The sequence below is a fragment of the Streptomyces sp. AC558_RSS880 genome (assembly GCF_019049255.1).
Taxonomy (GTDB): Bacteria; Actinomycetota; Actinomycetes; order Streptomycetales; family Streptomycetaceae; genus Streptomyces.
In genome coordinates, this window is the sequence record NZ_JAGMUJ010000130.1 from 15402 (window position 1) to 41996 (window position 26595).

22 protein-coding genes and 2 pseudogenes are annotated in these 26595 nt (G+C 72.2%); 14 read left to right on the plus strand and 10 right to left on the minus strand.

Going from position 1 to position 26595, the window contains the following annotated elements:
- Positions 1-159: 159 nt before the first annotated feature.
- Positions 160-2103: a glycoside hydrolase family 5 protein gene (locus KUM38_RS29800; protein ID WP_217133819.1), complete on the minus strand. Its 1944-nt coding sequence runs from the start codon at positions 2101-2103 to the stop codon at positions 160-162.
- Positions 2104-2249: 146 nt separating this feature from the next.
- Between KUM38_RS29800 and KUM38_RS29805 the strand changes: the two genes are divergently transcribed.
- Positions 2250-2852, plus strand: coding sequence for a sugar O-acetyltransferase (locus KUM38_RS29805; RefSeq protein ID WP_217133825.1), 603 nt, complete (start codon positions 2250-2252; stop codon positions 2850-2852).
- A 140-nt stretch (positions 2853-2992) separates the two neighbouring features.
- On the opposite strand, the gene KUM38_RS29810 is transcribed toward KUM38_RS29805, so the two are convergent.
- Positions 2993-4696: a SpoIIE family protein phosphatase gene (locus KUM38_RS29810; protein WP_217133827.1), complete on the minus strand. Its 1704-nt coding sequence runs from the start codon at positions 4694-4696 to the stop codon at positions 2993-2995.
- Positions 4697-4872: 176 nt separating this feature from the next.
- Here KUM38_RS29810 and KUM38_RS42380 point away from each other — a divergent pair, with 176 nt between their 5' ends.
- Both KUM38_RS42380 and KUM38_RS29820 read left to right on the plus strand, forming a co-directional pair.
- On the plus strand, positions 4873-5019 hold the full coding sequence (locus KUM38_RS42380; protein ID WP_308409093.1) for a VOC family protein: 147 nt from the start codon (positions 4873-4875) through the stop codon (positions 5017-5019).
- A gap of 113 nt (positions 5020-5132) precedes the next feature.
- Complete coding sequence (locus KUM38_RS29820; RefSeq protein WP_217133830.1) at positions 5133-5690, plus strand: DUF2087 domain-containing protein; 558 nt, start codon at positions 5133-5135, stop codon at positions 5688-5690.
- A 102-nt stretch (positions 5691-5792) separates the two neighbouring features.
- Here KUM38_RS29820 and KUM38_RS42385 read toward each other — a convergent pair whose 3' ends face one another.
- From KUM38_RS42385 to KUM38_RS29830, 3 genes and pseudogenes are all read right to left on the minus strand, one after another.
- The gene (locus KUM38_RS42385; RefSeq protein ID WP_308409101.1) at positions 5793-6104 is read right to left on the minus strand and encodes a M23 family metallopeptidase; all 312 of its coding nucleotides are present in this window, start codon (positions 6102-6104) and stop codon (positions 5793-5795) included.
- A gap of 90 nt (positions 6105-6194) precedes the next feature.
- Positions 6195-6437 (minus strand): annotated as a pseudogene (locus tag KUM38_RS42390) (peptidoglycan-binding protein); the annotation flags it as partial.
- A gap of 337 nt (positions 6438-6774) precedes the next feature.
- On the minus strand, positions 6775-7644 hold the full coding sequence (locus KUM38_RS29830) for a peptidoglycan-binding protein (RefSeq protein ID WP_254397980.1): 870 nt from the start codon (positions 7642-7644) through the stop codon (positions 6775-6777).
- 591 nt (positions 7645-8235) lie between these two features.
- On the opposite strand from KUM38_RS29830, the gene KUM38_RS29835 reads away from it, so the two are divergent.
- The 4 genes from KUM38_RS29835 to KUM38_RS29845 all read left to right on the plus strand — a co-directional run bounded on the left by KUM38_RS29835 (position 8236) and on the right by KUM38_RS29845 (position 12973).
- The gene (locus tag KUM38_RS29835) at positions 8236-8991 is read left to right on the plus strand and encodes a hypothetical protein (RefSeq protein ID WP_217133838.1); all 756 of its coding nucleotides are present in this window, start codon (positions 8236-8238) and stop codon (positions 8989-8991) included.
- A 58-nt stretch (positions 8992-9049) separates the two neighbouring features.
- The gene (locus tag KUM38_RS43075; protein WP_302181302.1) at positions 9050-9184 is read left to right on the plus strand and encodes a hypothetical protein; all 135 of its coding nucleotides are present in this window, start codon (positions 9050-9052) and stop codon (positions 9182-9184) included.
- A gap of 183 nt (positions 9185-9367) precedes the next feature.
- The gene (locus KUM38_RS29840) at positions 9368-11407 is read left to right on the plus strand and encodes a DUF4139 domain-containing protein (RefSeq protein WP_217133839.1); all 2040 of its coding nucleotides are present in this window, start codon (positions 9368-9370) and stop codon (positions 11405-11407) included.
- Positions 11408-11413: 6 nt separating this feature from the next.
- Entirely contained in the window at positions 11414-12973 is a 1560-nt protein-coding gene (locus tag KUM38_RS29845) for a mucoidy inhibitor MuiA family protein (protein ID WP_217133841.1), read from the plus strand.
- Between the two features lie 42 nt (positions 12974-13015).
- Here KUM38_RS29845 and KUM38_RS29850 read toward each other — a convergent pair whose 3' ends face one another.
- On the minus strand, positions 13016-14452 hold the full coding sequence (locus tag KUM38_RS29850) for an MFS transporter (protein ID WP_217134451.1): 1437 nt from the start codon (positions 14450-14452) through the stop codon (positions 13016-13018).
- A 318-nt stretch (positions 14453-14770) separates the two neighbouring features.
- Here KUM38_RS29850 and KUM38_RS29855 point away from each other — a divergent pair, with 318 nt between their 5' ends.
- The 3 genes from KUM38_RS29855 (at position 14771) to KUM38_RS29865 (ending at position 18716) form a co-directional block, all read left to right on the plus strand.
- On the plus strand, positions 14771-15655 hold the full coding sequence (locus KUM38_RS29855) for a hypothetical protein (protein WP_217133843.1): 885 nt from the start codon (positions 14771-14773) through the stop codon (positions 15653-15655).
- Positions 15656-16218: 563 nt separating this feature from the next.
- Positions 16219-17136 (plus strand): diiron oxygenase, encoded by a 918-nt coding sequence (locus KUM38_RS29860; RefSeq protein WP_217133851.1) that lies wholly within the window; start codon positions 16219-16221, stop codon positions 17134-17136.
- 47 nt (positions 17137-17183) lie between these two features.
- Positions 17184-18716 (plus strand): FAD-dependent oxidoreductase, encoded by a 1533-nt coding sequence (locus KUM38_RS29865; protein WP_217133853.1) that lies wholly within the window; start codon positions 17184-17186, stop codon positions 18714-18716.
- A 146-nt stretch (positions 18717-18862) separates the two neighbouring features.
- Here the strand turns inward: KUM38_RS29865 and KUM38_RS29870 are convergent, their stop codons facing one another.
- Positions 18863-19843 (minus strand): GlxA family transcriptional regulator, encoded by a 981-nt coding sequence (locus KUM38_RS29870; RefSeq protein WP_217133855.1) that lies wholly within the window; start codon positions 19841-19843, stop codon positions 18863-18865.
- A 125-nt stretch (positions 19844-19968) separates the two neighbouring features.
- Between KUM38_RS29870 and KUM38_RS29875 the strand changes: the two genes are divergently transcribed.
- Positions 19969-20931 (plus strand): NADP-dependent oxidoreductase, encoded by a 963-nt coding sequence (locus KUM38_RS29875; protein ID WP_217133857.1) that lies wholly within the window; start codon positions 19969-19971, stop codon positions 20929-20931.
- Between the two features lie 139 nt (positions 20932-21070).
- A complete protein-coding gene (locus KUM38_RS29880; protein WP_217133859.1) occupies positions 21071-22162 on the plus strand; it encodes a DUF475 domain-containing protein in 1092 nt (363 codons plus the stop codon).
- Positions 22163-22680: 518 nt separating this feature from the next.
- Here the strand turns inward: KUM38_RS29880 and KUM38_RS29890 are convergent.
- A pseudogene (locus KUM38_RS29890) lies at positions 22681-23043 on the minus strand (MerR family transcriptional regulator); the annotation flags it as partial.
- 115 nt (positions 23044-23158) lie between these two features.
- Between KUM38_RS29890 and KUM38_RS29895 the strand changes: the two are divergent.
- The gene (locus KUM38_RS29895; RefSeq protein WP_217133871.1) at positions 23159-24232 is read left to right on the plus strand and encodes an alkene reductase; all 1074 of its coding nucleotides are present in this window, start codon (positions 23159-23161) and stop codon (positions 24230-24232) included.
- A 53-nt stretch (positions 24233-24285) separates the two neighbouring features.
- Positions 24286-24795 carry a hypothetical protein gene (locus KUM38_RS29900; RefSeq protein WP_217133873.1) on the plus strand — a complete coding sequence of 170 codons (510 nt, stop codon included), beginning with the start codon at positions 24286-24288 and terminating at the stop codon, positions 24793-24795.
- A 4-nt stretch (positions 24796-24799) separates the two neighbouring features.
- On the opposite strand, the gene KUM38_RS43785 is transcribed toward KUM38_RS29900, so the two are convergent.
- Positions 24800-25135: a hypothetical protein gene (locus KUM38_RS43785; RefSeq protein ID WP_217133875.1), complete on the minus strand. Its 336-nt coding sequence runs from the start codon at positions 25133-25135 to the stop codon at positions 24800-24802.
- 8 nt (positions 25136-25143) lie between these two features.
- The gene (locus KUM38_RS29910; RefSeq protein ID WP_217133878.1) at positions 25144-26484 is read right to left on the minus strand and encodes an MFS transporter; all 1341 of its coding nucleotides are present in this window, start codon (positions 26482-26484) and stop codon (positions 25144-25146) included.
- Between the last annotated feature and the right edge of the window lie 111 nt (positions 26485-26595).

The following is a 26595-nucleotide window of genomic DNA, read 5'->3' on the forward strand; positions in this document are numbered from 1 at the left end:
ACGGAGTTATGACCGGTCCATTTCAAGGAAGTTAGCGGGCCTCGCGTGAACGCGTAACCCCTTTCGCACACAGTCCCGTGCCTTCTTCCTCGCATGGGACAAAGTGCCGGTGCCGCGCCGTGGGCCCGGGGGGGGGTGTGGCTTCGGCTGAGGAACGTGTCAGCCGAGTTCGCGGCAGTACAGGGCGTCCGGGGTCCGTGAGGAGCCGATACGGCCGGTGTAGGCGATGCCAGCGGCGTACTCGCCGTCCGCGCACTGGCCCTTGTGGTGGCCGTGCGCGAAGTCGCCGCCCTTGGGCAGGGCGCCCCGGTTGTCGCTCCGGTCGAACCAGACCGTACGGCCGCTCGTGCCGGTGATCCCGCCGGGCACCGCCTTCGCGCACAGGGCGGCCGAGACGGCGGCGCCGCGGACGCTGTAACCGGTGAGGAAGAGGCCCTCGGGGCACTGGAGTTTGGTGTATTCGGAGGCCCAGTCCCCGCCGGGCGGGACGTACCGCTCGTCCTTGACCACTTCGTGCCCGCCGTCCGGATCCCACAGCGGTCCGGCGGTCACGTCGGAGCACAGGCCCCGGTTGCCGGTGTGGCCGAGGCCCAGGAGGCGCTGCCCGTCGGGGCAGACGGCCTTGCGCGCGCCGGAGTCCCAGTCGGGCAGCGCGCGCATGCGGCGTGAGGCGACGAAGTCGGTGTGGTCGGGGCTGAGCATCGACCAGTCGGCCGCGGGGGCGACACGGCCGGATCGGCCGGTGGCCCCGACGAGCCGCGTCCACGCCGCGGACCGCCAGTCGTCGCCGTCGTGGACACCCATGCGGCGGCCCGCGGAATCCCAGTGCAGCAGCGCCCAGCCGTTGCCCCGGCGGTTCTCGTGCCAACCGACGAGCGGCCAGTACGCGAAGTCGGCGTCCGCGCGGATCAGTTGGTCGACGAAGTTCTCGAACCAGGCGCGCTGTGCGGCACCCGTCTCCTCACGGCCGCCGACGCCGAACTCGCTGATCCAGACGGGGGCGGTGAAGTGCCGGTCCTGTTCGGCGGTGACGAAGAAGGCCTGGCGGTTCAGCACGTCGACCAGTTCGGCGGGCGAGAGGTCCCGGTAGCGGGGGTCGGTGGTCTCGCCGATCCCGGTGGCGCCGCTGTGGTTCGGGCCGGTGTAGCCGTAGAAGTGGGCGGAGTACACGAGTTTGCCCGAGTCGACGAGGGTGTGCGAGAGATGACGCACCGGCTCCAGGGCGGGGCGCCCGTGTGCGAACCCGTCGACGGGGATGCCGGTCCAGTTGATGCCCTCGACGACGATGAGGAGATCGGCGTTGGCCTCCGTCAGGAGACGGTCGCCGAGGCGCTGGGAGGCGGTGAACCAGTCGTGGTCGTCGCCGAGGCCCCAGTTGGGGTCGTCCCAGACGTCGCGGCGGACCTCGTTGTAGAGATCCGCGCCCACGACGCGCTTGTTGTCCCGGTAGCGGCGGGCCATGAACAGCCAGTCCTCCTCCCACGCCTCCGTGGACCGGCTCGCGTTCCAGCGCTCGTTGCCGTCCACTCCGCAGCACCAACGGGTGGTGTTGGTGTGGTTGTTGAGGATCACCGCGAGGCCGGAGCCGGTGAGTTCGCGGACCACGGTGTCGTACACCTGGAGCGGGTTCCTCCCCCTCAGGGCGGGGTTGGCGGCGACCGCGGCGTCGGTGACGGGGCGGGTGTCGTGGATCATTTCGTTGGAGAAGGGCAGCCGGACGCTGTTGATCCCGATCTCCCGGAAGCCGGCGATGATCTCGGCCATGGGGGCGCGATCGAGGCCGAGCGGTATCCGGCCGGCGTTCTCCCCCGCGTGGTGGTTGGCGTCCTCGTCCGCACTGCCGGTGCCGTTCCACGTGCCGCTGGCACCGTGCCAGTTGCCGGACCGCAGCTTGAACCGGTCCCCGTCCGCGTCGACGATCCAGCGGCCCCGTGTGCTGAGCGGCGCCGTCCAGTCCGCGGCGGCGGCAGTGGCTTCCGCGCGGGAGACGCTCTGTCGTGGGGTCGCCGCCGCGGGAGCGGGCGCCAGGAGCGCCGGCAGGAGGACAGCGGTCAGCAGTGCCTTGCCCAGGGAGCCGCGCACGGTCACCGTCCCGGTCGTCATCGCGACGCATGGCATGTCATGTAAGCGCCATGATGCGGGATGGAGCCGCCATGGTCCAGATCCGAAGGCATAGGCTCGGTGCGCGCGGCCGGCCGAGGACGCGCCGGGTCCGGACCCGGAGGTCGGACGAACGGAGTCGTTCCGCTGTGACGCATGCGCACGAGAAAGAGGTCCTGGCCCGGATCGCCGAGGGGCTCGTCTACACCGAGTCGGAAGCGGCCTTCCAGGCTCCCCTGCGCCGCACCGAGGAGATCTTCGAGTACAACCACACCCCGCCGAGTGAGACGGAGAAGCGCCGGTCGCTACTCGCCGCGATCTTCGGGTCGGTCGGTGAACGCACGGTGCTGCTGCCGCCGTTCCACGCCGGGTTCGGCAGCAACGTCCACATCGGCGACGACTTCTTCGGGAACGTGAACCTCACCTTCGTCGACGATGTCGACATCCGCATAGGTGACGGTGTGATGATCGCGCCCAGCGTGACACTGACCACGACGGGACACCCGGTGCATCCCGCACGGCGTACCGACTTCGGGCGGTTCTCGGAGCCGATCGTGATCGAGGACAAGGTGTGGATCGGCAGCAACGCGGTGGTCCTGCCCGGCGTCCGCATCGGATACGGGTCGGTCATCGGCGCCGGCAGCGTCGTCAGCCGCAGCATTCCCCCGATGACCGTCGCGCTCGGCGCCCCTTGCCGCGTGGTCCGCGCCATCACCGACGAGGACTTCGCCACACGTACCGCCGACCGGTGAGTGGCGTCGTCCTGCCGCGAGCCGGGGCCTCGAGCGTCGCAGTCGGGCCGCCGCCCCACCGGTCCTCCACCGGCGCCCGTCCGCCCGGGCGAGGCGCGCCGCGCCTGAGCCGGTCGGTCCTCCGAAGCTCTCCCGCGGGCTCAGCCTTTGGGGACTCGCAGGGCCAGGAGGGCGACGTCGTCGTCGTTGTCGGCGGGTCGGACACGGTGGAGCAGCTGGTCGGTGAACGGGGTGAGGGAGCGGTGGGCGAGGGCGGCGGCGTGCCGGCGCAGCCGGTTCAGACCCGTGTCGAGGCTCTGGCCGGGCGCTTCGATGAGGCCGTCCGTGTACAGCACCAGGGTGGATCCCGGCGGGAGCAGCACTGTGGCGTCGGGGCGCCGGAGGCCCGCCTGGGTGCCCAGGAGGATGCCGTGGCCGTCGGTGAGGTAGCTCGTCAGGCCGTCCCGGCTGATCAGCAGCGGCGGAGGGTGGCCCGCGTTGGTCCAGGACAGCTGCCAGTGGCCGTCGTGGGCCGCTTCGATCCGGCCGAAGATCATGGTGGCCATGGCGACGTCGGTGATGTGCTGGATCGCCTCGTCGAGCCGTTCGACGATGCGGCTGGGGGGTTCGTGCTGGGACCAGGCGTAGGCGCGGAGCATGTTGCGGACCTGTGCCATGCCGGCCGCCGCCTCCAGGTCGTGGCCGACGACGTCACCGATGGCCAGGGCGGTGGACGCGTCGGACAAGGGGAAGGCGTCGTACCAGTCGCCGCCGACATGTGAGGCGTCGGGCGCGGGCAGGTAGCGGACGGTCATCTCCAGGCCCGAGACGCCCGGCATCTGGGGCAGCAGGTGGTTCTGCATGGTCTCGGCCACCTTGCGCTGGCGCTGGTAGAGGCGGGCGTTGTCCAGGGCGAGGCCGGCCCGGCGCGCGATGTCCTCGATCAGCGGCAGGTCCGTGGGGGCGAAGGCCGCCGGAGTCTCGGTACGGCCCAGGGTCAGCGCGCCCAGGACCGCGCGCGTGCTGCGGATGGGTGCGATGGCCGCGGAGTGCATCCCCGTGGCCTGGAACAGGCGGCCCTGCTCGACCGCGATGCCGGAATCCGGTGTCCCCTGGTAGGTCCGCGGACCGGCCAGGGTGGAGGAGACGCCGCGCAGGGCTCTGGACAGGGGCATCGGGGATTCCTCGGGAATCGGCGGCATCGGTCCCTGCAGGTCCTCGCGCTGCACCAGCGTGTCGCCCTCGGCGTGGACCACGACGGTACGCCACACCTCGTCGCGTTCGGTGATCAGGTCGACGACCGCCCAGTCCGCCAGCCGGGGCACGACCAGGGCCACCAGCCGCTGCAGCGCCTCGTCGACGTCGAGGGTGGAGGTCAGCTGCGTGGTGGTCTCGGCCAGCAGGGCCAGCCGTTGCAGTTCCGGCAGCGACCGGCCCGTCGGCTCCGGTCGCGGGCCGGTGTCCCGTGGGCGTTCGGGGATGTGGAAGACGACGAGTGTGGTGACTCGGTGGTCGCCGATGCCGTACGGGGTGATCAGCCAGGAGATCGGCAGCACCGAACCGTCGGCGTGTACGAAGTAGTCCTCATCGGCCTGGGCGGGATATCCGGCGTGGAACGCCTGTCGCATCGCGCATTGGGTCCTCGGCAGTTGCTGCCCCTGCGGACCGCGGTGCAGCAGGTCGTGCGCGTCCTGGCCGAGGAGCTCTGCGGCGGGCCGGCCCAGCAGTTCCTCGGCGCGGGCGTTGACGGCGATGATGCAGCCCTGCTCGTCGACGACGTAGGCGCCCGCGCCGATGGCTTCCAGCGCGGCGGAAGCGGTCGGCACGGACAGCCCGTGGACCTCCGTGTGCTCCGGTCCTGTCATCGTGACCTCCTTGCCGGCCGGGTCGGTGCCCCGCCCGCCGCCCGTGTGCCCGGCCGCATGTGCCTTCGCCCGCTTTCCTGCCTTCCCCGTATGCCCATGCGGGTGAAGATCCCACGTCGTCCGACGGCTCCGATGAAGTTCGCTCCGCTGAAGCCGGGCAGGAGCACCGCATCGAGGTGGACGACCTGTCGTCGGCCGTCGAGCACGCCCTCGCCTCGGGGGCGGCCTTGGCCGACTTCCAGCCCCAGGCCGAGGTGCGCGCCCTGTGCGACCCGGCGGGCCACCCGTTCCGCCTCTTCGTGCGCTCCGGCCCGGGCGGCTGACGGGCCGGGCCGGCGCTGCGCACACGGAAAACCACGGGCGCGTCGCCGGGCCGCGGGGGTAGCGTCCCGGAACAGTGTCCGGGAGGCCGCTCCCGGAGGAACGGAGACGGGGCATGACGGGCGAGGACGTGGCCGGGCTGTTCGCCGACGAGACCCGGGTGCGGGTCTTCGCCGCTGTGGCGCTGGGCGCGACGAGCGCCGCCGAGGTCGTCGAACGGACCGGGCTGCCGGCCAGGGAGGCCCTCCTCGCGCTGCGCCGGCTCGAGGAACGGGAGGCCGTCGCAGCGCACACCGACGGACTCGTGGTGTCCTACGACTCGTTCCGCCGCCTGGCGCGCGAGGCGGCCGGGCGCCGGCCCGCGCAGGACCACGGCACCGGGGACGAGCGGGTCGAGACGCTGCTCCGCACGTTCGTACGGGACGGACGGCTGGTGAAGCTTCCCGCGCGGTGGAACCGGAAGAAGCTCGTACTGCGCCACATCGCCGAGCGCACGTTCGAGCCGGGCCGGGAGTACGCGGAGAGCGAGGTCGACGAGAGGCTCCGCGTCTGGTGCGAAGGGGGCCGACCCGACCACGTGACCCTGCGTCGCTACCTCGTCGACCTGCGCCATCTGCACCGGAGCGACGGCGTCTACCGCCGTCCGGTCGAGGACACGGCCCGGATCGGCTGAGGTACGCCGGTGACACCGGTGCCACCCGTCGACGCCCTCCCCTCCGCTCGCTCTCGGGCGAGGAGCCGCGAGAACCGCTGACGGGCCGGCGGGCTCTCCCGGTTACCAGACGGGGGGCACGTCGGAGCCGAAGCCGCCGCCGGCCGGGCGCTTCTCGAAGTGGAGATGAGGGCCGGTGGCGTTCCCGGTGGAGCCGACTTCTCCGATTTTCTGACCGGCCTTGACCGGGCCCCCTGTCACCGTTTTCTCGGAGAGGTGGCAGTAGTAGAAGTCGAACGTGCCGACGCGCAACACGAGGAAGTCACCGAAACCGCGGTCTTCGTGTCCACTGCGGACGATGGAACCGTTGCGCACCGCCACACAGGGCTTCCCCTTCGGAGCGGCGTAGTCCGCGCCGGTGTGACGGCCCAGGATCCAGTGGGGCCCCTTCTTCCCGTGGGGGGTCGTGACGCCGTGCCCCGGTACGGGAGACGCGGCGCGGGCACCACCGGGCGTCGGGGCCGGCGGAACACGGAGCCGGTCCCAGCTCGTCCTGCCCGGGATGCCGTTGGCATCGGCTCCCTCGAACCCGATCTTGTGCTGCCAGGCGGCGTACGACTGCTGGTCGACGTCGGTCCACTCGGGGCCCGGACCTGTCCGGTACTTCCCGCAGCCTTCCGCCACCAGGCGTTTGCCCATCAAGGCGATCACAGGGCTGCGTTGTCCCTTGTGGAAGAATCCCGCTCCTGGGAACGGCGCCGTCGCGGGCATGGCCCTCTCCTTTCCACAGGGCTCGGCAAGGCGCCGGATGACGGTGCGGGTTCGTCCGCCGCATGCGCGAGATGTCACCGTACCGGCGCCGGAAGCGGCCGATCGGCGTGGAAGCCGGCAAGGAGTGACCTGCCAGCAGGCGCGGCGGCGCCCCTGCCGGGGAGCCACGGTCCTCCCGGGCCGTGCGCCGCCGGCTGTCACAGTCGCTCCTCTTCCACCATGCGCCCGATGGAAGTGGCGCGCAAACCCTGGAAGTACGCTGACGTACGGGTCTTCTGACGATCCGTCCGCCGGTTCCGGCCCCGGGCCCTTCCGGCGCGGCGCTCGCACCACCTCAGACGTCGGGGACGGCCAGCCTGTCCCAGCTGAACCGGCCGGGAACGCCGTCGGCGGAGCTGCCCTCGAGACCCAGTTTCTGCTGCCAGGCGGTGTAGGACCTCACGTCGCCCGGTCCCCACACGTCGGTGTCGGTGCCGGACGTGTAGCGGTTGCAGTCTTCGGCGACGAGTCGGTCGTGCATTGCCGCGATGACGGGCGAGGTGCGTCCCGCCCGGAAGAACGCCGCCCCGGGAAACGGCTCGAACCGGGACTCCTCAGGGGGCGGTCCGGGCGGTCGTGACCCGAACGCCGGCCAGGAACCGGGGTCGACGTGGTCGTTCTCCGGGACATGGGCATGGGCGTACCACCCGCCCCGCGACCTCCACTTGTCGGCCGGGCACGTACGGCGGGACAGGGAGGTCGGAGGGCCCATGGGCCAGACGTCCGGTACGCCCCAGGAACTGATCCACGCGTGAAGATCGTCCCAGCCCCTGCAAGGGGTGTCGACCAGCCTTGCGAACACCTTGCCGTCGACGCGGCAGTGGGGGAAGAACAAGGCCTCGATCTGGAGGACGACCTTGCCGGCCCGGTTGGTACGGGTACCACCGGCCGTGTCGGCCAGGGCTTTGCTTCGGGAGGTGGCGGGGAAGAACTGGGCGAACGCTCCTGTGAAGGGGTCCCAGAGGATGTGCGGAGCCCGGTCTCTGCCGCCGCCGGTGAAGAAGCCCTTGAGGTTGCCGAAAGGGACCAGATCCAGAGGAGCCCCGGCAGTGGCCTCCCTGTCCGCCGTGATGTGCGCGATCGCCCGTGCCGGGAACTCGGGGTCACAGGGCGCGTGGTCCCCGACGTCCTCCTTGAGGGCTCGGGGCATCCATGGATGGGGCATGACGAGGTCCTTCCCTCTTCGCACCGCCCGGGCCTGTGGGGTGCGGCAGGGGCGAGACGGGGAAGCGGGCGCCGCGGCGGACAAGAGGCCCTGCGGCAGGCCCTCCCCCCACTTCCTACGATGCGTCTGCCGGGGATCCGCGGCAAACGGGGCAGGACGATCGGCGGCAGCGTCCCAGACTCGGTGTTCCCGGTGCGGGATGCGCCGGACAGGTGAGGCGCAACGACCGGACCGTACGTCTCCTCCAGGCTCAGCCGGGCCAGGTTCCGCCGCCGATGGTGAACTCGGCGAAGGCCGCGGCTGCCGGGCGGCTCCACGACGGCCCTTGGACGGGCCCATGGACGGATTCGCATGACCCCGGGCTCGAACCCGGGTCGGCGTGGCGCACCCGGAGCCACCCCGTTCGGAAGGAAGCCGGAGAGATCTCCGTATCACTCGGACGGGCGGAAAGCACGACGTCCTGGCGACGTGACAGGCGCCCCGCCAGGTCGCATAGGACAGTAAGACCATGAACCGTCACCGACGCCCGCCCCGGCGTGCCCCGTGGATCGCAGGCGGCGCCGCTGTGCTCGTCCTCGGTGGCATCGGCGTGTGGGCGTTGGTGGCGCAGGACGGCGGCACGCCCGGTCCCACGCCCTCGGCCTCGGACGACCTGTCCCTTCCGACGCTGGACCCGTTGCCGTCCTGGACGTTCGCGACAGAGCCGTCGAGCACGGCACGGCGGACGCCGACGCCCACGCTGTCGCCCGGGCCGACGACGTCCCCGCCCCGTCAGCCGACCTCGCCGGGCCGGCGGCCGACGACCCGACCGACCCGACCGACCCCGCCGGCGCAGAGACCGACCAGCGAACCGCTCCCGCCGGCACGGCGGACGGCAACCGAGCCGGCACCGCCGGAACAGCGGCCCACGACCCGGCCGGCGCCGCCCAGCCGCCAACCGGTGCCCCGCCGGACCTCGACCGGCGCTTCGACCATGCGCACTCCGAAGACGGGACCGGCAACACCACCGCCACCGACGCGGTCCGCGACACCCCGGCTCTCACCGGACTCCCCGGCACCCACGCCCTCGGCACGGTCCGCCATGCCCGAACCACCGCCGAAGCCCGCCACACCCGAACCACCACAGCGATCCGCCACACCCGAACCACCACCCAAGCCCGCCACACCCAAACCACCACAGCGATCCACCACACCCGAACCACCACCCAAGCCCGCAACGCCGAAGCCCTCGTCATCATCCGCCCGCCCGGCGCCGACACGGACACCGACGACGCGGCCGGCGCCCTCGAAGCACGTACCGACGCCGTCCGCCAGGACGCACAGGCCGACACCGGCGACCGGTGGTGACGAACGGGCGACCACCACGTGGTACACCTCCCCGGCCGCGACGGCCGCCGCCCACCGCATGGCGATCGCCGACGCGGTCGGCGACCCCGTCTGCTCGATGGCGTCCGTGGGCCAGCCGGACCCCGGCCTGGTTCCGCGGAACAGTCGTATCGGCATCGGGCACCACGGCGCGTACTGGTGCCTGATCTGGTGAGGCGGCACCCGGCGGCGGGCCGTCACCCGGTGAGCCGGCCGTCGTCCGGCCCGAACCTTCCCCGGGCCCCGGAACGGGCTGCCCGGCGCGCGTGGTCCGTGCCGGCATCGGGACCTGGCAGGACCGGCGACGGATCACCGCGTAGGCTGCCCTCGGCACGGACACGGCTGGGTGGGGGAACGCATGACGGCTGGGACGGTCCCGAGGTGGGCGTCGACTCTCGATTCGGTGGTGGTGTACGCGCAGGGCGCGCTCTGCCGCCGCCTGGCCCGGGGCACGGTGCCGGCGGGCGGACACGTGCGGGTGGCGGGACTGCCCCGCTCGCTGGATCCGGGCTCGTTGCGGGCCCGCGTCGTCGGAGCGTCCGGGGTGCGTGTCACCGAGGCCCGGGTGGAGGTGGAGGCCGAACTCCTCGACACCGAGCCGTCCGACGAGTTGCGGCGCGAGGAGGAACGGCTGCGCGACGACTGTGCGGCGGCACGGGGTCGCCGGGACCGGCAACGGGGACTGATCCAGGAGGTCGCGGCGCTCCGTCCGGTGCCGCCGGCCCGCAAGCGGGACGACCCGCACCGCCGTACCCCGGTCGACGCGTGGCTGGAACTCTCCGCGTTCGTCGACGAGCGCCTGACCGGGCTGCACAGCAGGCTCCGCGAGCTGGAGGAGGAGCTGCGCCGGGCCGAGCACGAGCTCGCGGTCGTCGTGGACAGGATCTCCCGTGCCTCCACCGATGTGCCCTCGGCACCGGTGGCCGGCTCGATGTGCGCGGTCCTGACGCTGGACGGCGCGGGCGGCGCGGAGGTGGAGCTGGAGGTGGAGTACGGGGTGCCCGGCGCCGTCTGGGTGCCCGCCTACCGGCTCACCCATCGTGCGGGCGAGAGCGACGGATCCCTGGTGCTGCGGGCCTCGGTCGCCCAGCGCACGGGTGAGGACTGGACCGGTGTCCGCATCGCCCTGGCCACCGCCGATCTGCGCCGTCGCACCGACCTGCCCCGGCTCCGCTCGGTCCGCATCGGACGCAGCCAGTCCGCCCCCGCGCCTTCGGGCTGGCGTGAGCACCCGGCAGGGCTGACCGATCTTTTCGCCGGTTACGACGCGGCAGGCCCCCGCCCCGACACGGGACCTGCGCCCGCGGTCATGGTGGGTGCCGCGCCCGGTCCCGTTCCTCCGCCGCCGCCCCTTCCGCTGCCGGAGGGCGCCTCGCCTCCGGCCTTCGGCGGTGCCATGGCGCCGGCCCCGGCCTCGGCCCGGCCGGGCGGCAGGCCGCGTACCGCCGCGCGGCCCGCCGCACCCGGCGCCGCCCCGGCTGTTCCCGCGGCCCCCGGGGCCGCGCCGCCGCCCGCCGCGTCCGCACCGCCCGTGCCCACGCCGCCCGTGCCCGTGGCCGGTCCGCCGCAGCCGGACGGCGCCGAGCTCGACTACTCCGCGCTCGTCCTGTGCGGCCCGGACGAACAGGGCGGTCGGCGGGGCAGGCTGTTCCCCGGCTCCGGCTTCGACCCGGTGACCGCCGAGTACCGCCGCCGCGCCGAGACGGTGGGCGCGCTGCCCCTTCCCGGACACGCCGTGCGGCCCCGCGAGTCGGCGGGTTCCTTCGACCACCGGTTCGATGCCGCCGCCCCCGCCGACATCCCCTCGGACGGCACCTGGCACACCGTCACCGTCGGCGAGATCCCGGTCGGCCTGCGCACCGAGTACCTCTGTGTCCCGTCCGTGGAGCAGACCGTGTACACGACGCTGGTGCTCTCCAACGCCACCGGTCAGGCCCTGCTGGCCGGTCCGGTGGAGGTCACCGTGAACGAGGACTTCCTGCTGACCGCCGCCCTGCCCACACTCGCCCCGGGCGGTGCGTGCCGGGTGGGGCTCGGACCGGCCGAGGCCATCGGGGTCACCCGCCGGGTGAATCTGCGCGAATCGACCGCGGGGCTGCGCAACAACGTCACGGTGCTCGACCACCGCGTCCATGTGGAGCTGGCCAACCGCCTTCCGGTGCCCGTCTCCGTGGAGGTGCGCGAGCGCGTGCCCGTCACCTCCGACGCGGACGTACGGATCGAGGAACGAGCCGACTGGACGGCGCCCGGGGGCGATGCAGGCCTTGAGCGCCACGCACCGGGCACACGCCTGTGGCGGATCGAGCTGCCCGCCGGCGGCACCGCCGCCCTCGACGGCGGCTACGAAATCCGGATCCCGGCCGGCAAGGCCCTCACCGGCGGCAACCGCAGGAGCTGACACAGCATGTCTACGTCCTCGGGGCTCGTTCCCCTCCCCGTCACCGCCGTCACCTGCACGGAGGACCGCGCTCACGTCGAGCGTACGGCCGTGCTCGATCTGCGGGCCGGTACGCAGCGACTGCGTCTCGGACCGGTCAGCGCGCTGGCCGTCGACCGTACCCTCCACGCCGAACTGACCGCCGGCCACCCGGCGACCGTGCTCGACGCGCGGATCGTCCGCAGCTGGACGCCGCGCGGGCCGCGGCCCACCGACGACGACTCCGCGCTGCGCCGGCGTGTGACGGCCCTGGAAGAGGAGCGGACGGACCTGGAGCAGCGGCGTGACCGGCTGCGCATCCGCGTCGATCTGCTCGGCCGGCTCGCCACCGATCTGCTGCGGGAGATCGGCGAGGGCACCGGCTTCGGGGAAGCGGAACGAGACCGCTGGGCCCGGGAACTGGACCGGGTGGACGGCGAACGCGACTCCCACGGCGAGCGACTGCGCGTGGTGGAGGCCAAGTTGGCCGACGTGGCCACCGAACTCTCCGAGACCCAGCGGGCCATGCAGCTCTCCGAGACGGAACCCGCCGAGCTGGTCGGCCACATCGAGCTGACCGTGCGTGCCCCGGCCGCCGGGCAGGCCGTGCTGCGGCTGAGCCACCTCACGCCGTGCGCGGTGTGGCGGCCCGCCTACCGGGCCGTGCTCGACGGGGACTCCCTCACGCTGGACACGGACGCGATCGTCTGGCAGCGCACCGGCGAGGACTGGTCGGACGTACGGCTGACCCTGTCGACGGCCCGCTCCGCGCGGGCCGCGGAACCGCCCCGGCTCAGCGAGGACCGGCTGACGCTCGAGGACCGCTCCCCCGCGGAGCGCCGCACCGTCCACGTCGACCTGCGCGAGGAGGAGATCACGGACCTCGGTCCCGCCCCCGTGCTGGGACTGCCGGGCGTGGACGACGGCGGCGAGGTGCGTGTGCTCCACTCCCCCGCACCGGTCTCCGTGCCGGCGGACGGCCGCGCCCACCGTGTGCCGCTCTCCTCCTTCACCTCACCGGCGAGAAGTGAGTACGCCTGCTCGCCCGAACTGTCGCCCCTGGTCAGCCAGGTGGTGCGGTGCGACAACCTGTCCGGCCACGCCCTGCTCGCCGGGCCTGTCGACCTCGTCCGCGGCAGTGGATTCAGCGGGCGCGGCACCCTGGGCTTCACCGCCCCCGGCACCCCCCTCGAGCTCGCCTTCGGCAGCCGGGACGACCACCGGGTGCTGCGGCACACCGAGGAGACCCGCGAGACCGCCGGAATCACCCAGCGGACCGTCCTCACCCGAACCGTCCGGCTGCACCTCTCCCGGTTCTCCGCCCCCGGCGAGCACGACGACAGGACGGTCGTCGTCCGGGAGCGCGTCCCGGTCTCCGAGGTCTCGGCGGTGGAGGTGCGCCTGCGCCGGGACGACTGCTCTCCCGTGCCCGACGCGGTCGACGCGGACGGCATCGTCCGCTGGAACGTCCCCCTGCCCCCGGGCGGCCACCGCACTGTCACCCTTGTCTACGACGTCTCGGCGAGCGGCAAGGTCACCGGCCTGTGACCCCGGCGAAGCCACCGCCGCCGCGTCCTCGGCCCGCCGCCGTCAGAACTTCGGTGTCGGTGCCTGCGACCGCACCAGCTCCGCCGCCTCCTGTTCCGTCTGCACCGAGGGCGGCGAACCCTCGAGCGGCTGCCGGGCCGTCTCCTTCATGCAGGCCACCGCGACGACACCGACCAGAGCCGCGGCCATCGCGTAGTACGCCGGCATCATGTCCGAGCCGGTCACGCCGATCAGTGCCGTGATGACCAGCGGTGTCGTGCCGCCGAACAGCGACGCCGACAGGTTGTAGCCGACCGACAGGGAGCCGTAGCGCACCGGCGTCGGGAACATGGCCGGCAGCGCCGCCGACATGGTGCCGAGCAGGCAGACCAACGACAGGCCGAGCATCAGCATGCCGGCCGAGACGGCGAGCAGACTGCCCTGCTGCACCAGGAGGAACGCCGGGGCGGACAGGACGAAGAAGCCCAGCATGCCGGTCATCAGCAGCGGCTTGCGGCCGAACCGGTCGTTCAGCCGGCCCACCTGGTTGATGATCAGCATCAGCACCACCATGGTGGCCACCAGGATCAGCAGACCATGGGTCTCGCTGTAGTGCAGCTCGTCCGAGAGGTACGTCGGCATGTACGACAGCAGCATGTAGTCGGTGATGTTGTAGGCGCCGACCAGGGCGATGCACAGCACCAGCGTCCGCCAGTGCCGCCGGAAGATCTTGGCGAGGTCGCCCCGGGCGGTGGTCTCCACCGAGCTCGCGGCCTCGGTGAGGTGGACGTTGCCCTCCGTCAGCTTCAGATAGGCCGGTGTGTCGTCCAGCTTCAGCCGCAGGTAGATGCCGACGACGCCCAGCGGCCCGGCGAGCAGGAACGGGACGCGCCAGCCCCAGGCGTCCATCGTGTCGGTGCCGAGCCAGGCGGTGAGGGCCGTCACCAGGCCCGCCGCGCCGGTGTACCCGGCCAGCGTGCCCAGTTCCAGGAAGCTGCCGAAGTAGCCGCGCCGCTTGTCCGGGGCGTACTCCGCGATGAAGGTGGAGGCACCGCCGTACTCGCCGCCGGTGGAGAATCCCTGCAGCAACCGGAAGAGGATCAGCAGCAGGGGTGACCAGAAGCCGACGGCCGCGTACGTCGGGAGCATGCCGATCGCGGCGGTGCCGATCGCCATCAGGATCATCGTCAGCGCGAGGACCTTCTTGCGGCCGATCTTGTCGCCCATCGGCCCGAACACCATGCCGCCGAGCGGGCGCACCAGGAAGGCGACGGCGAAGGCGGCGAAGGACGACAGCAACTGCGCGGTGTCACTGCCGGAGGGGAAGAAGACGCGGCCGATGGTGCCGGCCAGGTACGCGTAGATGCCGAAGTCGAACCACTCCATGGCGTTGCCGAGCGAGGCGGCCTTCACCGCCCGCTTGACCGCCCGCTCGTCCGTCACCGTGATGTCCGACCGGCGCAGCGGCGGGTTCCGCCGGCGCCGGACGGCACGGAACAGGGTGGGGTGACGCCTGACCGCTTCGGAAGGGGGCGTGGGCCCGCTGTCGGTGGGGGACGTGGCTGGTTCCTTTCCAGGACAGGCCGTAGCGAACGGAACGTATCAGCGTCCTCGGGAGGACGCCGGGAAGCGCGCTCGGGGTCGCTTCTTCCCGGTGGCTCCCCGGATACTCGGGCGCGTCGCGGGGCCCGTTCTCACCCGTGTGCCTCCGCTGCGCTGGTCGCCCGGGCGGACCGGTGATGCGGTGGGAGGACAAGGGCGGAAAGCGCCCGGGGCAGGTCGGCGCCGGGGCGCTCGTCCCATCCTCAGGAGGCACTCGTGACCACCCCTCGCCCGATCGTCTGCTCGTCCCGTGTCCTGGCCGCCGTACTGGCCACCGGGACACTGCTCACCACGGCGGCCTGTTCCAGCGCGGACAACAGCGCGTCGGCCGGGTCGAAGACCGCCGACGCGGCCGTCGAGCGGGCCCTCGCAGCGCAGACCGAGTCACCCACGTCCACGCCTACGTCCCCGTCCCCCATGTCCCCGTCGCCGACCTCGTCGCCCACCTCGGAGCTCGGCGAGACCGGCGCGCGGAACGCGCTGATCACCGAGGCGGACATCGAGGACAACTGGACACAGGTCGATGACCCGCGGGGCTGGCGGGACTCCCTGCTCATCGGACAGGTCGACGTGGCCGCGTTCCTCGAGGGGAAGAGCGACGCCTCGAAGTGCCAGAGGCTGATCGACTCGCTGTACGACGAGACCCTGCTGGGCCGCCCCTCCGGGGCGTCGGCGCTCAACGGGTTCCAGGAGGGTGACTCCCGGCTGCTCTACCAGGTCGCCGCCTACCAGAAGGCCGACCTCGACGAGTCGATGAAGTGGCTGCGGTCGCTTCCCGACACCTGCGACCAGTTCACTCTGACCGGTGGTGACACCGGTGAACGCACCGTCCAGGTCACCGAGATGTCCTTGCCCGAGGAAGGTGACGCGAGGCAGGGACTGACCGTGACGGTGAAAGGCACGAGCGGGAACGAGCCCGTGACCCTCACCTTGGACGTGGCCGCCGTTCAGATCGGCGCGAACGCGATCACGGTCACCAACGGCGGAACCGGCGGCGCCGACCACGACACCACCTCCGCGGCCGTCGAGCAGGGCACGCAGCGGCTGCAGGAGGCCCTCGCGGGCCGTACACCGCAGCCCACTCCCAGCGGAGTCGAGTGACCGCGGGACCGATGTGACCGCGGGACCGATGTGGCCGCGGGACCGATGTGGCCGCGGGGCACGTCCGGCCGCGCTGACGACGGGCGGCAAGCCCGGTGATCTTCACTCGCCCGGACCGTCCGGCGGTGCCGGGCCGACCGGCGGCGTGCGGTGTCGTCACAGCAGTCGTTCCCCTCACGGAAAGTGTGGCCGTGGGGGGAATACCGCATGCCGCCCGGCGGGCACTGCCCCCGGCCGTCCTCGCCCCCGCCGCGGCCCTCATGGCCGCCGGGCCGTCCACGGCCTCCGCGAACGGCGGCAGCTCCGGCTCCGGTGAAGCACGCCGGGCCGACCGGCCGAAGACGATCGAGGGCCCGGTCGCCCCGGTCGGCCGCTCCTACGACGATGCCGTCATCACCGACGCGGCGGCCGGCAGCGGCCGGGCCGTATCGAGCGGTACTCCCGTGGCCACCCTTCACTACTCGGGGGTAGGAACACGGCTCCTCTTGCTATACAGTTCGTCAGCAAGACGGGATCGTTACCCGTGGTAATAGTGCCCGGACTCGATTCGAGGAGCCCTCAGCATGGCCACCCACACCTCCCCGTCGGAGGCCGCCGGGAACCGGCCCTCCGACGACGGCACAGCCCGGCGACTGCTGGACTCGTCCGCGCAGCTCTCCTACGACCCGCTCACCGAGGTCGACTGGGACACGCCGCTCGACACGAGTTTCCACGGCGCCAGCCCGGAGTGGAGCACGCTCTACGGAACGGCGTACTGGGACGAGTTGACCGACGCGCAGCGCAAGGCGCTGACGCGCCAGGAGGCAGCGTCCGTCGCCAGCACCGGCATCTGGTTCGAGATGATCCTGCAGCAGATGGTGCTGCGGGACATCTATGCCAAGGATCCGACGGACGACACCGTCCAGTGGGCGCTCACCGAGATCGCCGACGAGTGCCGGCACTCGATCATGTTCGCCCGCGGGGCCAAGAAGCTCCAGGCGCCGGCCTACCGGCCGCACCGGGTCGCGCTCGAACTCGGCCGGTTCTTCAAGACCGTCGCCTTCGGCGAGGCCGCGTACGCGGCGATCCTGGTCGCCGAGGAGGTCCTCGACGTCATGCAGCGCGACTGGATGCGCGACGAGCGGGTCGTGCCCTTCGTCCGCACCATCAACAACATCCATGTCGTCGAGGAGTCCCGGCACATGAAGTTCGCCCGCGACGAGACGCGCAGGCACCTCGCGCGTGCCGGACGGCTGCGCCGCCGGATCCACGCCCTGCTGATCGCCGTCGCGGCCTACGTCATCGTCACCAGCATGGTGAACCGGAAGGTCTACGCGAACGCCGGCCTGGACGAGGCACGCGCGCTGCGCGAGGCGAAGGCCAACGAGCACCACAAGTCGATGATGCGGGCGAGCTGTTCGGGCCTGATGGAGTTCCTGGACTCGGTGGGGCTGCTCACCAGGCCCGCGCTCTTCTTCTACCAGCGCGCCCACCTCATCTGACGACCCGCACCCTGCACCTGCCCCGGCCCTCAGCGGAGTGGACGACCATGGCCTTCGCGATCACCCAGACCTGCTGCAACGACGCCACCTGTGTGTCCGTCTGCCCGGTCAACTGCATTCACCCCACGCCCGGGGAACGGGCCTTCGGCAGCACGGAGATGCTGTACATCGACCCGAAGAGCTGCATCGACTGCGGTGCCTGCGCCGACGCCTGCCCGGTGGACGCCGTCCTCCCGATCGACCGACTGACCGGCGGGCAGCGGGAGTACGCGCGGATCAACGCGGCCTACTTCGAGCAGGACGGGACGAAGCCCTCCGAGGAGGGAACACCGGCGCGTTCGGGCCCGAACTTCCACGCCTGGGGCGAGCCGTCCTTCGACCGGGTGCTGCCCTCGGACTTCGGGCCGCTGCGGGTCGCGATCGTCGGCACCGGCCCGGCCGGCATGTACGCCGCCAAGGACCTGCTGCTGCACACCCGGGCCGAGGTGACGCTCGTCGACCGGCTTCCGGTCGCCGGCGGGCTCGTCCGGTACGGCGTGGCACCGGACCACCCGGCCACCAAGAAGGTGGGCGAGACCTTCGCCCGCTTCCTCACCCACCCGCGCGCGCGGACCTACCTGGACCTCGACGTGGGCACCCACGTCACCGCGGAGGAACTCGCCGCCCACCACGACGCGGTGATCTACGCGGTGGGCGCCGCCACGGACCGGCGGCTGGGCGTTCCGGGCGAGGACCGGCCGGGCAGCGTCTCCGCGACCACCTTCGTCGCCTGGTACAACGCGCATCCGGAGGTCGCCGCGGACGCCGTCGACCTGTCGTGCGAGCGTGTCGTCGTGGTCGGCAACGGCAACGTCGCCCTCGACGTCGCGCGGATCCTGGTCTCCGATCCGAAGACGCTGGCCGGCACCGGGATCGCCGGCCACGCGCTGGCGGAACTGCGCCGCAGCAAGGTGCGCGAGGTCGTGCTGCTCGGGCGCCGCGGACCCGAGCACGCGGCGTGCACCAGACCCGAGTTGCTCGCCCTGAAGCACCTTCCCGGGGTGGATCTGCTCATCGACGACCACGATCCCCGCATCGGTGCGGCGATCGACGCCGCCGGTCCGGAGGACAAAGCGGCGGTGCTGCGGGGTGTGGCGCGGGAGACCGTCGACTGGTCCCTGCCGCCGGGTGCGGCAGATGGGCGGCGGCGTATCGTGTTCCGCTTCCACTCCTCCCCGGTGGCGGTGTGCGGGGGCGAGGACACGCGTGCCGTGCGGGTCACCGGCGGTACCGCCGAGCTGGAGATTCCGGCCGGCCTGGCGCTGCGGGCGATCGGCTACCGCGGGGTGGCCCAGGCGGGGCTGCCGTTCGACGAGGCCACCGGGACCGTGCCGCACGAGCGCGGCCGGGTGACCGGCAGGCCCGGGACGTACGTCGTCGGCTGGATCAAGCGCGGTCCTTCGGGAGGCATCGGCGCCAACCGCGCCTGCGCGGCCGAGACCGTCGGCTCACTGCTGGCCGACGCGGTGGCGGGCGCACTGCCCGCACCGGCCGGCGGGCCGAAGGCGTTCCGCCGCCTCGTACGCCGTCGGCGCCGTTGAAGTCCGCCGCCTGGCCGAGGGCCGGACGGGTCGCCATGTCCCCGCCCGTGGACGGCCGTGGGACGGCGTCCTCGAGCACCCGCACATGGTCTTGACGCCCTCACCCGGGACACACCGCAGGCGCCCCCGGCGTCACTCGAGGTCGTTCATCCCGTCGCTGTCAGGTCCGGGGCGTTGTGGGCACGGCGGTAGGCCAGCGGGGACAGGCCCAGGTGGGTGGCGAAGTGCTTGCGCAGGGCCACGGCGTCGCCGAAGCCGCTCGCCGTGGCCACGCGCGCGACGGTCAGGTCGGTCGACTCCAGCAGCCGGCGCGCCTGGTTCAGCCGGGACTGCAACAGCCACTGGAGGGGGCTGGTGCCCACCTCGTCGCGGAACCGCCGGGTGAAGGTGCGTACGCTCATGTGCGCGTGCCGGGCCATGTCCTCCAGCGTGAGGGGTTCGGCCAGCCGGTTCAGGGCCCACTGCCGGGTGGCCGAAGTGGAACGGTCGATGTCCTTCGGCACCGGGTGCTCGATGAACTGCGCCTGCCCGCCCTCGCGCCACGGCGCGACCACGCACCGGCGCGCCGCCGCGCCGGCCACCGCCGCTCCGTGGTCCCGGCGGATCAGGTGCAGGCACACGTCGATGCCGGCGGCCCCGCCCGCCGAGGTCAGGACGCGTCCGTTGTCGACGAACAGGACGTCCGGATCGACCTCGACCCGGGGAAAGAGCCGGGCGAACGCGTCGCAGAGCACCCAATGAGTGGTGGCCCGCAGACCGTCCAGCAGCCCGGCCGCCGCGAGCAGGAACGCCGAGGTGCACAGGCTGACGATGCGGGTGCGCGGACCGATCCGGGCGAACGCCCCGGCGACCTCCGCGGGCAGCTCGCCGGTGGCGAGCAGATGCCTCTCGGGTTCCTGGGTGGCGATCACCACGGTGTCCGCGCGTTCCAGGAGGGACTCGTCGTCGTCGACGACGATCCGGAAGCCCTCGTGGGTGCGGACCGGCCGACCGCCGAGCGAGCAGGTCGTCACGGAGTACAGCGGTGCGCCGGCCGGATCGCGCGCCGCGTCGAACACGCGCGCGGGGATACCGAGGTCCATCGCGAGGACACCTTCGAGAGCGAGAACGGCAATGCGATGCGCCATGGCCGGAATGGTACGACAGGTGACCCTCCAGCCACTCACTCCGCCGGGGGCGACGCGACGAAGCTGGTGATCACCGGGCTCGGCCCGGTCTTCGCACAGGCGGAACGGACAGGAACGAGGAGAGCATGAGCGAGCACACCATGCGTGCCGTCACCATCAGCGAGTTCGGCGGGCCGGAGGTGCTGGCCGTCGGGCGGGTGGCGCGTCCCGAACCGCTGCCGACCGAGGTGCTGGTGCGGGTGCACGCCGCCGGGGTCAACCCGGTGGACTGGAAGACCCGCGCGGGACACGGCATGGCGGGACTGCAGACGTTGCCGCTGGTCCTCGGCTGGGACGTCTCCGGAGTCGTCGAGGAGGTCGGTTTCGGCGTCACCACGCTCGCGCCCGGTGACGAGGTGTACGCGATGCCCTGGTTCCCGCGCCCGGCCGGTGGTTACGCCGAGTACGTGACGGCGCCGTCCCGCCAGTTCGCGCGCAAGCCCGCCTCGATCGGGCACGCCGAGGCCGCCGCCCTGCCCCTCGCGGCGCTCACCGCGTGGCACGCGCTGGTCGACACGGCGGGCGTCAAGGCCGGTCAGCGGGTACTGGTGCACGCCGCGGCCGGCGGCGTCGGGCACCTGGCGGTACAGATGGCCAGGCACCTGGGTGCCGAAGTGGTCGCCACCGCCCGTGAGTCCCGGCACGCCTGGCTCAAGGAGCTGGGCGCCGACGAGACGATCGACTACACCCGGCAGCGGTTCGAGGACGTGGCCGGTGCCGTCGATGTCGTCGTCGACCTGATCGGCGGCCCGGACGCCACCGACGTGCGGTCGGTGGCGGTGACCCGGCCCGGCGGCCTGGTGGTCTCCGTCCCGGGCGGCGTCTCCCCGGCGCTCGCCGCCGCAGCCGGGCAGGCCGGAGTGCGCACCAGCCCGCTTCTGGTCGAGCCGGACGGCGCCGCCCTGACCACCATCGCCGGTCTGGTCGACTCCGGAGCGGTCCGGGTGGAGGTCGAGCACGTGTTCGCGCTGGAGCAGGCCGCCGAGGCGCACCGCCGGGGCGAGACCAACCGCACCCGCGGCAAGCTCGTCCTGGACGTCGCGCGGTGACCCGCGTGCGGTCGACGGACCGCCGGCGCGGTGTCGGCCGCTCTTCCGCGGCACCGGCGTAGTAGACATCCCCGAGAGGGGCACTGGAACGGGGCCCGTCGTCCGGCGACGAGCACGACGAGGGAGAAGGGAGCGCCGTGTGCTGCTGAGGACGTTCCGCTGGGCCTTCGCCGTCACGGGCCTCGGTCTGGCCGCCGGAGTGCTGTACGACGGCTGGACGGCGCTGGGACTGGTCGCCGTCCTCGCCGTTCTGGAAGTGTCGCTGTCCTTCGACAACGCGGTGATCAACGCCGGCATCCTCAGGAAGCTCAGCGCCTTCTGGCAGAAGATCTTCCTCACCATCGGCATCCTGATCGCCGTCTTCGGCATGCGGCTGCTCTTCCCCGTCGTCATCGTCTCCGTCAGTGCCCGGCTCGCACCGCCCCAGGCCGTCCACCTCGCGCTCACCGACAAGGACCGCTATCAGGAGCTCGTCACCGACGCGCATCCGTCGATCGCCGCGTTCGGCGGGATGTTCCTGTTGATGATCTTCCTCGACTTCATCCTGGAGGACCGCGAGGTCAAGTGGCTCGGCCCGGTCGAACGGCCGTTGGCCCGGCTCGGCAGGATCGACATGCTGTCGGTCTGCGTCGCCCTCGGGGTCCTCCTCGTCACCTCCCTGACGTTCGCCGTCCACGCCCACCAGCACGGCGGCGGTCATGCCGACAAGGCCCAGACGGTTCTCGTCTCGGGCGTCGCGGGCCTGATCACCTACTTGATCGTGGGCGGGCTCTCCGGCTTCTTCGAGAGCAGGCTGGCCGACGAGGAGGCCGGGGAGCACACCAGGCGAGGGTCCGAGGACGCCGGGGCGGGGCGACCGACGGTCGCCCTGGCGGGCAGAGCCGCCTTCTTCACCTTCCTCTACCTGGAGGTCCTGGACGCGTCCTTCTCCTTCGACGGCGTCATCGGCGCCTTCGCCATCACCAACGACATCGTCCTGATGGCCCTGGGCCTGGGCATCGGCGCCATGTACGTGCGGTCCCTCACGGTCTACCTGGTCCGCCAGGGCACCCTCGACGACTACGTCTACCTCGAACACGGCGCCCACTACGCGATCGGCGCGCTCGCCCTCGTCCTCCTCGTCAGCATCCGGTACGAGATCGACGACATCGTCACCGGCCTCATCGGCGTCACGTTCATCGGCGCGTCGTTCTACTCCTCCGTACGCCACAACCGCGCCGCACGCCGGTGAACCCCTCAGCGGGTTCGGCCCGGGAAACTCCGGTGGGTTGTCGCGGTCAGCAGGACCTACGCACGTCCCGAGGGGGTACGGAGCTCCACTCCCGTGCGTCCCGGACCGCACGGAACGATGATGACGTCGCCTTCGCCTGACTCGACGCGCTGCCCTTCCTCCAGCAGACCGCGCGCGAAGATCAAGGCGTCCGATGCGGCTTCCCCACATCCGGTGCGCGCGCTCGGGGACGGCGGGGCGGAGGCGCGTTGCCCGGTGGGCTCATGGCGCTTCCCCGTGCCGCCCGGTGCCAGGACGACCCCCATGACTGCCCCGAGACGCCCACGTGCCGTGTGTGGGACCGGGACCTTTCGTCGACGCCGCGCGTTCCTGTCCGTGCCGGGAAAGACAGCGCGGTCACCCGGCGTGTGGCGGAAACGACGTGACGGTCACTCGATTCGGTCGTCTGCGGCGGAGAGCGCGACCTCGCACGGTGCGTCGTGCTCGGCGAGCGACGCCCGCACGTGGTCGTGGGTGCCGGTGCGCAGGCCGTCCCGGTATGTGCGGGCCGTGGTGATCAGTTCGTCGAGCATGTCCCGGGTGTTCTGGAGGTCGGCGATGTGCTCGGAGAGCCGACTGCGCTCCAGGGCCATCCGCTCCAGCGCGGCGTCGGAGTTCTCCTCGCTGGGGGCGTAGGCACAGGGCAGCAGCTCGACGATGGTGCGGCTGGACAGGCCCGCGGCGTACAACCGCTGGATGAACGCGACCCGCTCCACCTCGTCGTCCGTGTAGTGCCGCTGTCCGCTGGCGCTGCGGGTGCTGGTGAGCAGCCCCTGTTCCTCGTAGTAGCGCAGGGACCTGACGCTGGCCCCTGAGCGTGACGAGAGCTCCCCGATGCGCATGCCGTCCTCCCCGCCGGGCCTCGCGGCACCGGACTTGCCTCTCACACCAATGTGAGGTTTTAGCGTAACCGCCGTGCCCGAGACGCGGGCGCTACGGATCACAACGGAGTCTGCCGTGACGCATCTTCTCGACAGTTTTCAGCTCGGTGAACTGAGGCTGCCCAACCGGGTGGTGATGGCCCCGATGACGCGGGTGCGGGCCACCGCGGACGGTCTGGCGACGCCCTCGATGGCGACGTACTACGCGCAGCGGGCGACGGCCGGGCTGATCGTGTCCGAAGGGGTGCAGCCGAGCCTGATCGGACAGTCGAATCCGGGTACACCGGGACTGCACACCGATGAGCAGGTCGCCGCGTGGCGTCCGGTGACCGCCGCCGTGCACGCCAACGGCGGCCGGATCTTCGCCCAGCTCATGCACGGTGGGCGGGTGTCGCACCCGGACACCACCGGGATGCGGCCCGTCGGACCGTCGGCCGTTCCCGCCGTGGGCGACGTGTTCACCCCGACCGGGCCCAAGCCCGCGCCGATGCCGCGTGCCCTGGACACCGCCGAAGTCCCCGAGCACGCCCTGTCGTACGGCCGGGCCGCGCGCCGTGCCGTCGACGCCGGCTTCGACGGCGTGGAGCTGCACGGCGCCAACGGCTACCTGATCTCGCAGTTCCTCTCGTCGAACGCCAACCTGCGCACGGACCGCTACGGCGGCTCGGTGCCCAACCGGATCCGCTTCGCCGTCGAGGCGGTGTCCGCGGCCGTCGAGGCCGTCGGCGCGGCACGGACCGGTATCCGTCTCTCCCCGGGCGGGACGTTCTGGGGCGTGGCGGAGACCGACGTTCCCGAGCTCTACGCCGCGCTGCTGACCGAGTTGGCCCGTCTGGAGGTGGCCTACGTCCACCTCGAGGCGACCGCCGGCGAAGAGGTGCTGGTCGGGTTGCGCCGGGCCTGGCCGGGGGCCCTCGTCATGAACCCCGTGCTGCCGATGGGGGCGAAGCAGACGGGGCGGGCCGAGGCCGACCACTGGCTCGGGCTGGGGGCCGACCTCATCAGCTTCGGCCGCGCCTTCATCGCCAACCCCGACCTGGTCGAGCGGCTGCGTACCGGCCTCCCGGTGGCGCCCGTCGACGAGGCCACCTACTACCAGGGAGGCGACGCCGGTTACCTGACGTACCCGGCCTACGCCCACACGGCCTGACGCCCGGACGGCCGGGCCGCATCGAACCGCCCGGGAACGGGCAGATTCGTACCATGTCCATCGACGTGACGGATTCGCCCGGAGTGCAGGTGTGTTCCCTGAAGCGGGACACTCCGCAGTCGGTCCCGGCCGACAGCCCCTACACGGTCGTACGGTTCCCGTTCGGGTCCGCGGAGTCCACCGACCGGTTCTCCATGCACCAGGTGAACCAGCCGGACGGGTACGTGGTCACGGACTGGGACTCGGACGACCGGTCCGGGCTGATATGGCCCAGCACGGCCGGCTGGGGCGTCCTGTACGCGATGATCCAGTGGGAGGCCGGGGATTACGGCGAACTGCGGGACCAGTTCGTCCGGGATCCGCTCGGCCTCACTCCGGCGCCCCGCGACACCACGGCGACGGAGCACCGGCCGCCGAGTCCCGGCATGCAGTGCTGGACGAAGCACTGGGGCGTCTTCGTCGACCCGGCCGTTCCGCTCGCCGTGCGGGTCACCCATGACGACGGTGTGGCGCGGAGCGTCGTCCTGGCGGAGTTCAAGCTCGTCGTCCACCGGGCCGCCTGACGACTCATCCGGTGGTCCACAGTCCTGAGCGGTTCAGGGACTGCGGGCAGTGCAGGTGGATCTCGTCGATGTCCAGGACGAGCGCCGGCCGGGAGCGTCGAAGCTCTCGTCCGACCCGCTCCACACGTCGCTGCCGGCGGTCGAGGACGGGCACCCCGTCGTCTTCGACGGCAAGAACATCAGCCAGGCGTTCGCCACCGACTCCGTGCTGTCGGTGGGATACGCCCTCGACGAGGTCGTCCCGTTGTTCGCCGACGCCTTGAAGTGGCGCGGGCGGGCGGGGCCGGCGCCGTGTGAGCCGTCCGCATGCCTGCCACGGCACCGGGGCCGGGGCAGGCATGAGCCGCGTCAGCGTCGCGGAGGGGTGTCCCGTGAGGGTCCGGGGTGGACGGCCGTCGGTGGCGCGTCGTGCGGGGCCGGCAGTTCCCGTCCCAGGCGTCGGAGTGGGGACGAAGCCATCACCACGGGGGACAGCATCATGCCCGCGGCCGTCACCAGGAGGCTGGTGCGCAGCCCCCATTGCTGCGCGAGGAATCCGCCGGCCAGAGAGCCGAGCGGGGTCAGTCCCATGCCGACGAACGTGATGGTCGCGGCCGCGCGGCCCTGCATCCCGTCCGGGGTGACGGCCTGCCGGACGGCCATGACCGTGACGTTCACCAACTGGCCGCCGAGCCCGGACACGAAGCCGATCGCGAGGAGGGCGGCGACCGTCACCGCGGAGGAGCCGTGCAGCGCGGGCACGCACAGGAAGGCGCCGTCGCCGAGTACCGCCGCGCACACGAGTACCGGACCGTGACCGAAGCGGCCCGGCAGGCGGGCGGCGAGCAGCGAGCCCAGGAGCGCGCCCGGTCCCGCCGCCGCGAGCGCCAGCCCGACGACGGTGCCCGGCAGGTGCAGTTCCCGCGGCAGGAAGAGCAGGTAGGCGGTCATCACGGCCGCGAAGGAGAACTGGAAGACGGCCGAGGCCAGGCACACGCTCCGAAGCAGGGCATCGCCGGCGACGAAACGCAGGCCCTCGTGGATCCGCCGCCAGACCCGAGGGAGGTGTTCCGCGCGCCCGGGGACCGATTCGGTCCGGCGGATCCGCCGGACCGACAGGAAGGACAGCGCGAAGAACAGCGCGCTGGAGGCGGCGGCGACCGGCGCCGACAGCAGGGACACCAACGCACCGCCGAGAGCGGGACCGCCGATCTGCGCCGCGGACCGGCTGCCCTCCAGCGCGCTGTTGCCCCGCACCAGTTGGTCGCGTTCCACCAGCCGGACGAGAGACGCCTGGTATGCCACGTCGAAGAACACGGACAGGGCCCCGACCGCGAAGGCGACCGCGAGCAGGACGGGCAGGCCGAGCAGGCCGAAGAGGCCGGCCGTGGCGGCGGCGCCCATGGCCAGGGCCCGGCCGGCGTCCGTGAGCACCATCGTCGTACGGGTGCGCCACCTGTCCACCCACGCGCCGGCGAAGAGCGAGAGCAGCAGGATCGGTGCCTGCCCCACCGCGCGAAGGACGCCCAGTTGGTCGGCACCGGCGTTCAGCGTCAGGACGGCGAAGAGCGGCAGGACCACCAGACTGGCGTGTTCACCGAGTTGGGAGACGGTCTGGCCCGTCCAGAGTCTGCGGAAGTCGGCGTCCCGCCACAGGCCCGACGGAACGGAGCGACCGGAATCGGATACGGCACGGGAAGCGGACGGCACGGGAATCCCTCGGGTTGCCGACAACGAGGCCCGCCACCGGGCACACGAAAGGCGCACCGGCGGTTCGGGCGGGGAAAGGCTCGCTGTGCCGCAACGTCAAGGGCAGCACGC

Excerpts from the sequence above, each read along its gene's own strand:
- KUM38_RS29800 (WP_217133819.1), bottom strand. The coding sequence starts at position 2,103 with ATGACGACCGGGACGGTGACCGTGCGCGGCTCCCTGGGCAAGGCACTG.
- KUM38_RS29810 (WP_217133827.1), bottom strand. The coding sequence starts at position 4,696 with ATGACAGGACCGGAGCACACGGAGGTCCACGGGCTGTCCGTGCCGACC.
- KUM38_RS29820 (WP_217133830.1), top strand. The coding sequence starts at position 5,133 with ATGACGGGCGAGGACGTGGCCGGGCTGTTCGCCGACGAGACCCGGGTG.
- KUM38_RS29830 (WP_254397980.1), bottom strand. The coding sequence starts at position 7,644 with ATGCCCCATCCATGGATGCCCCGAGCCCTCAAGGAGGACGTCGGGGAC.
- KUM38_RS43075 (WP_302181302.1), top strand. The coding sequence starts at position 9,050 with ATGGCGATCGCCGACGCGGTCGGCGACCCCGTCTGCTCGATGGCGTCC.
- KUM38_RS29840 (WP_217133839.1), top strand. The coding sequence starts at position 9,368 with ATGACGGCTGGGACGGTCCCGAGGTGGGCGTCGACTCTCGATTCGGTG.
- KUM38_RS29845 (WP_217133841.1), top strand. The coding sequence starts at position 11,414 with ATGTCTACGTCCTCGGGGCTCGTTCCCCTCCCCGTCACCGCCGTCACC.
- KUM38_RS29860 (WP_217133851.1), top strand. The coding sequence starts at position 16,219 with ATGGCCACCCACACCTCCCCGTCGGAGGCCGCCGGGAACCGGCCCTCC.
- KUM38_RS29865 (WP_217133853.1), top strand. The coding sequence starts at position 17,184 with ATGGCCTTCGCGATCACCCAGACCTGCTGCAACGACGCCACCTGTGTG.
- KUM38_RS29870 (WP_217133855.1), bottom strand. The coding sequence starts at position 19,843 with ATGGCGCATCGCATTGCCGTTCTCGCTCTCGAAGGTGTCCTCGCGATG.
- KUM38_RS29875 (WP_217133857.1), top strand. The coding sequence starts at position 19,969 with ATGAGCGAGCACACCATGCGTGCCGTCACCATCAGCGAGTTCGGCGGG.
- KUM38_RS29900 (WP_217133873.1), top strand. The coding sequence starts at position 24,286 with ATGTCCATCGACGTGACGGATTCGCCCGGAGTGCAGGTGTGTTCCCTG.
- KUM38_RS43785 (WP_217133875.1), bottom strand. The coding sequence starts at position 25,135 with ATGCCTGCCCCGGCCCCGGTGCCGTGGCAGGCATGCGGACGGCTCACA.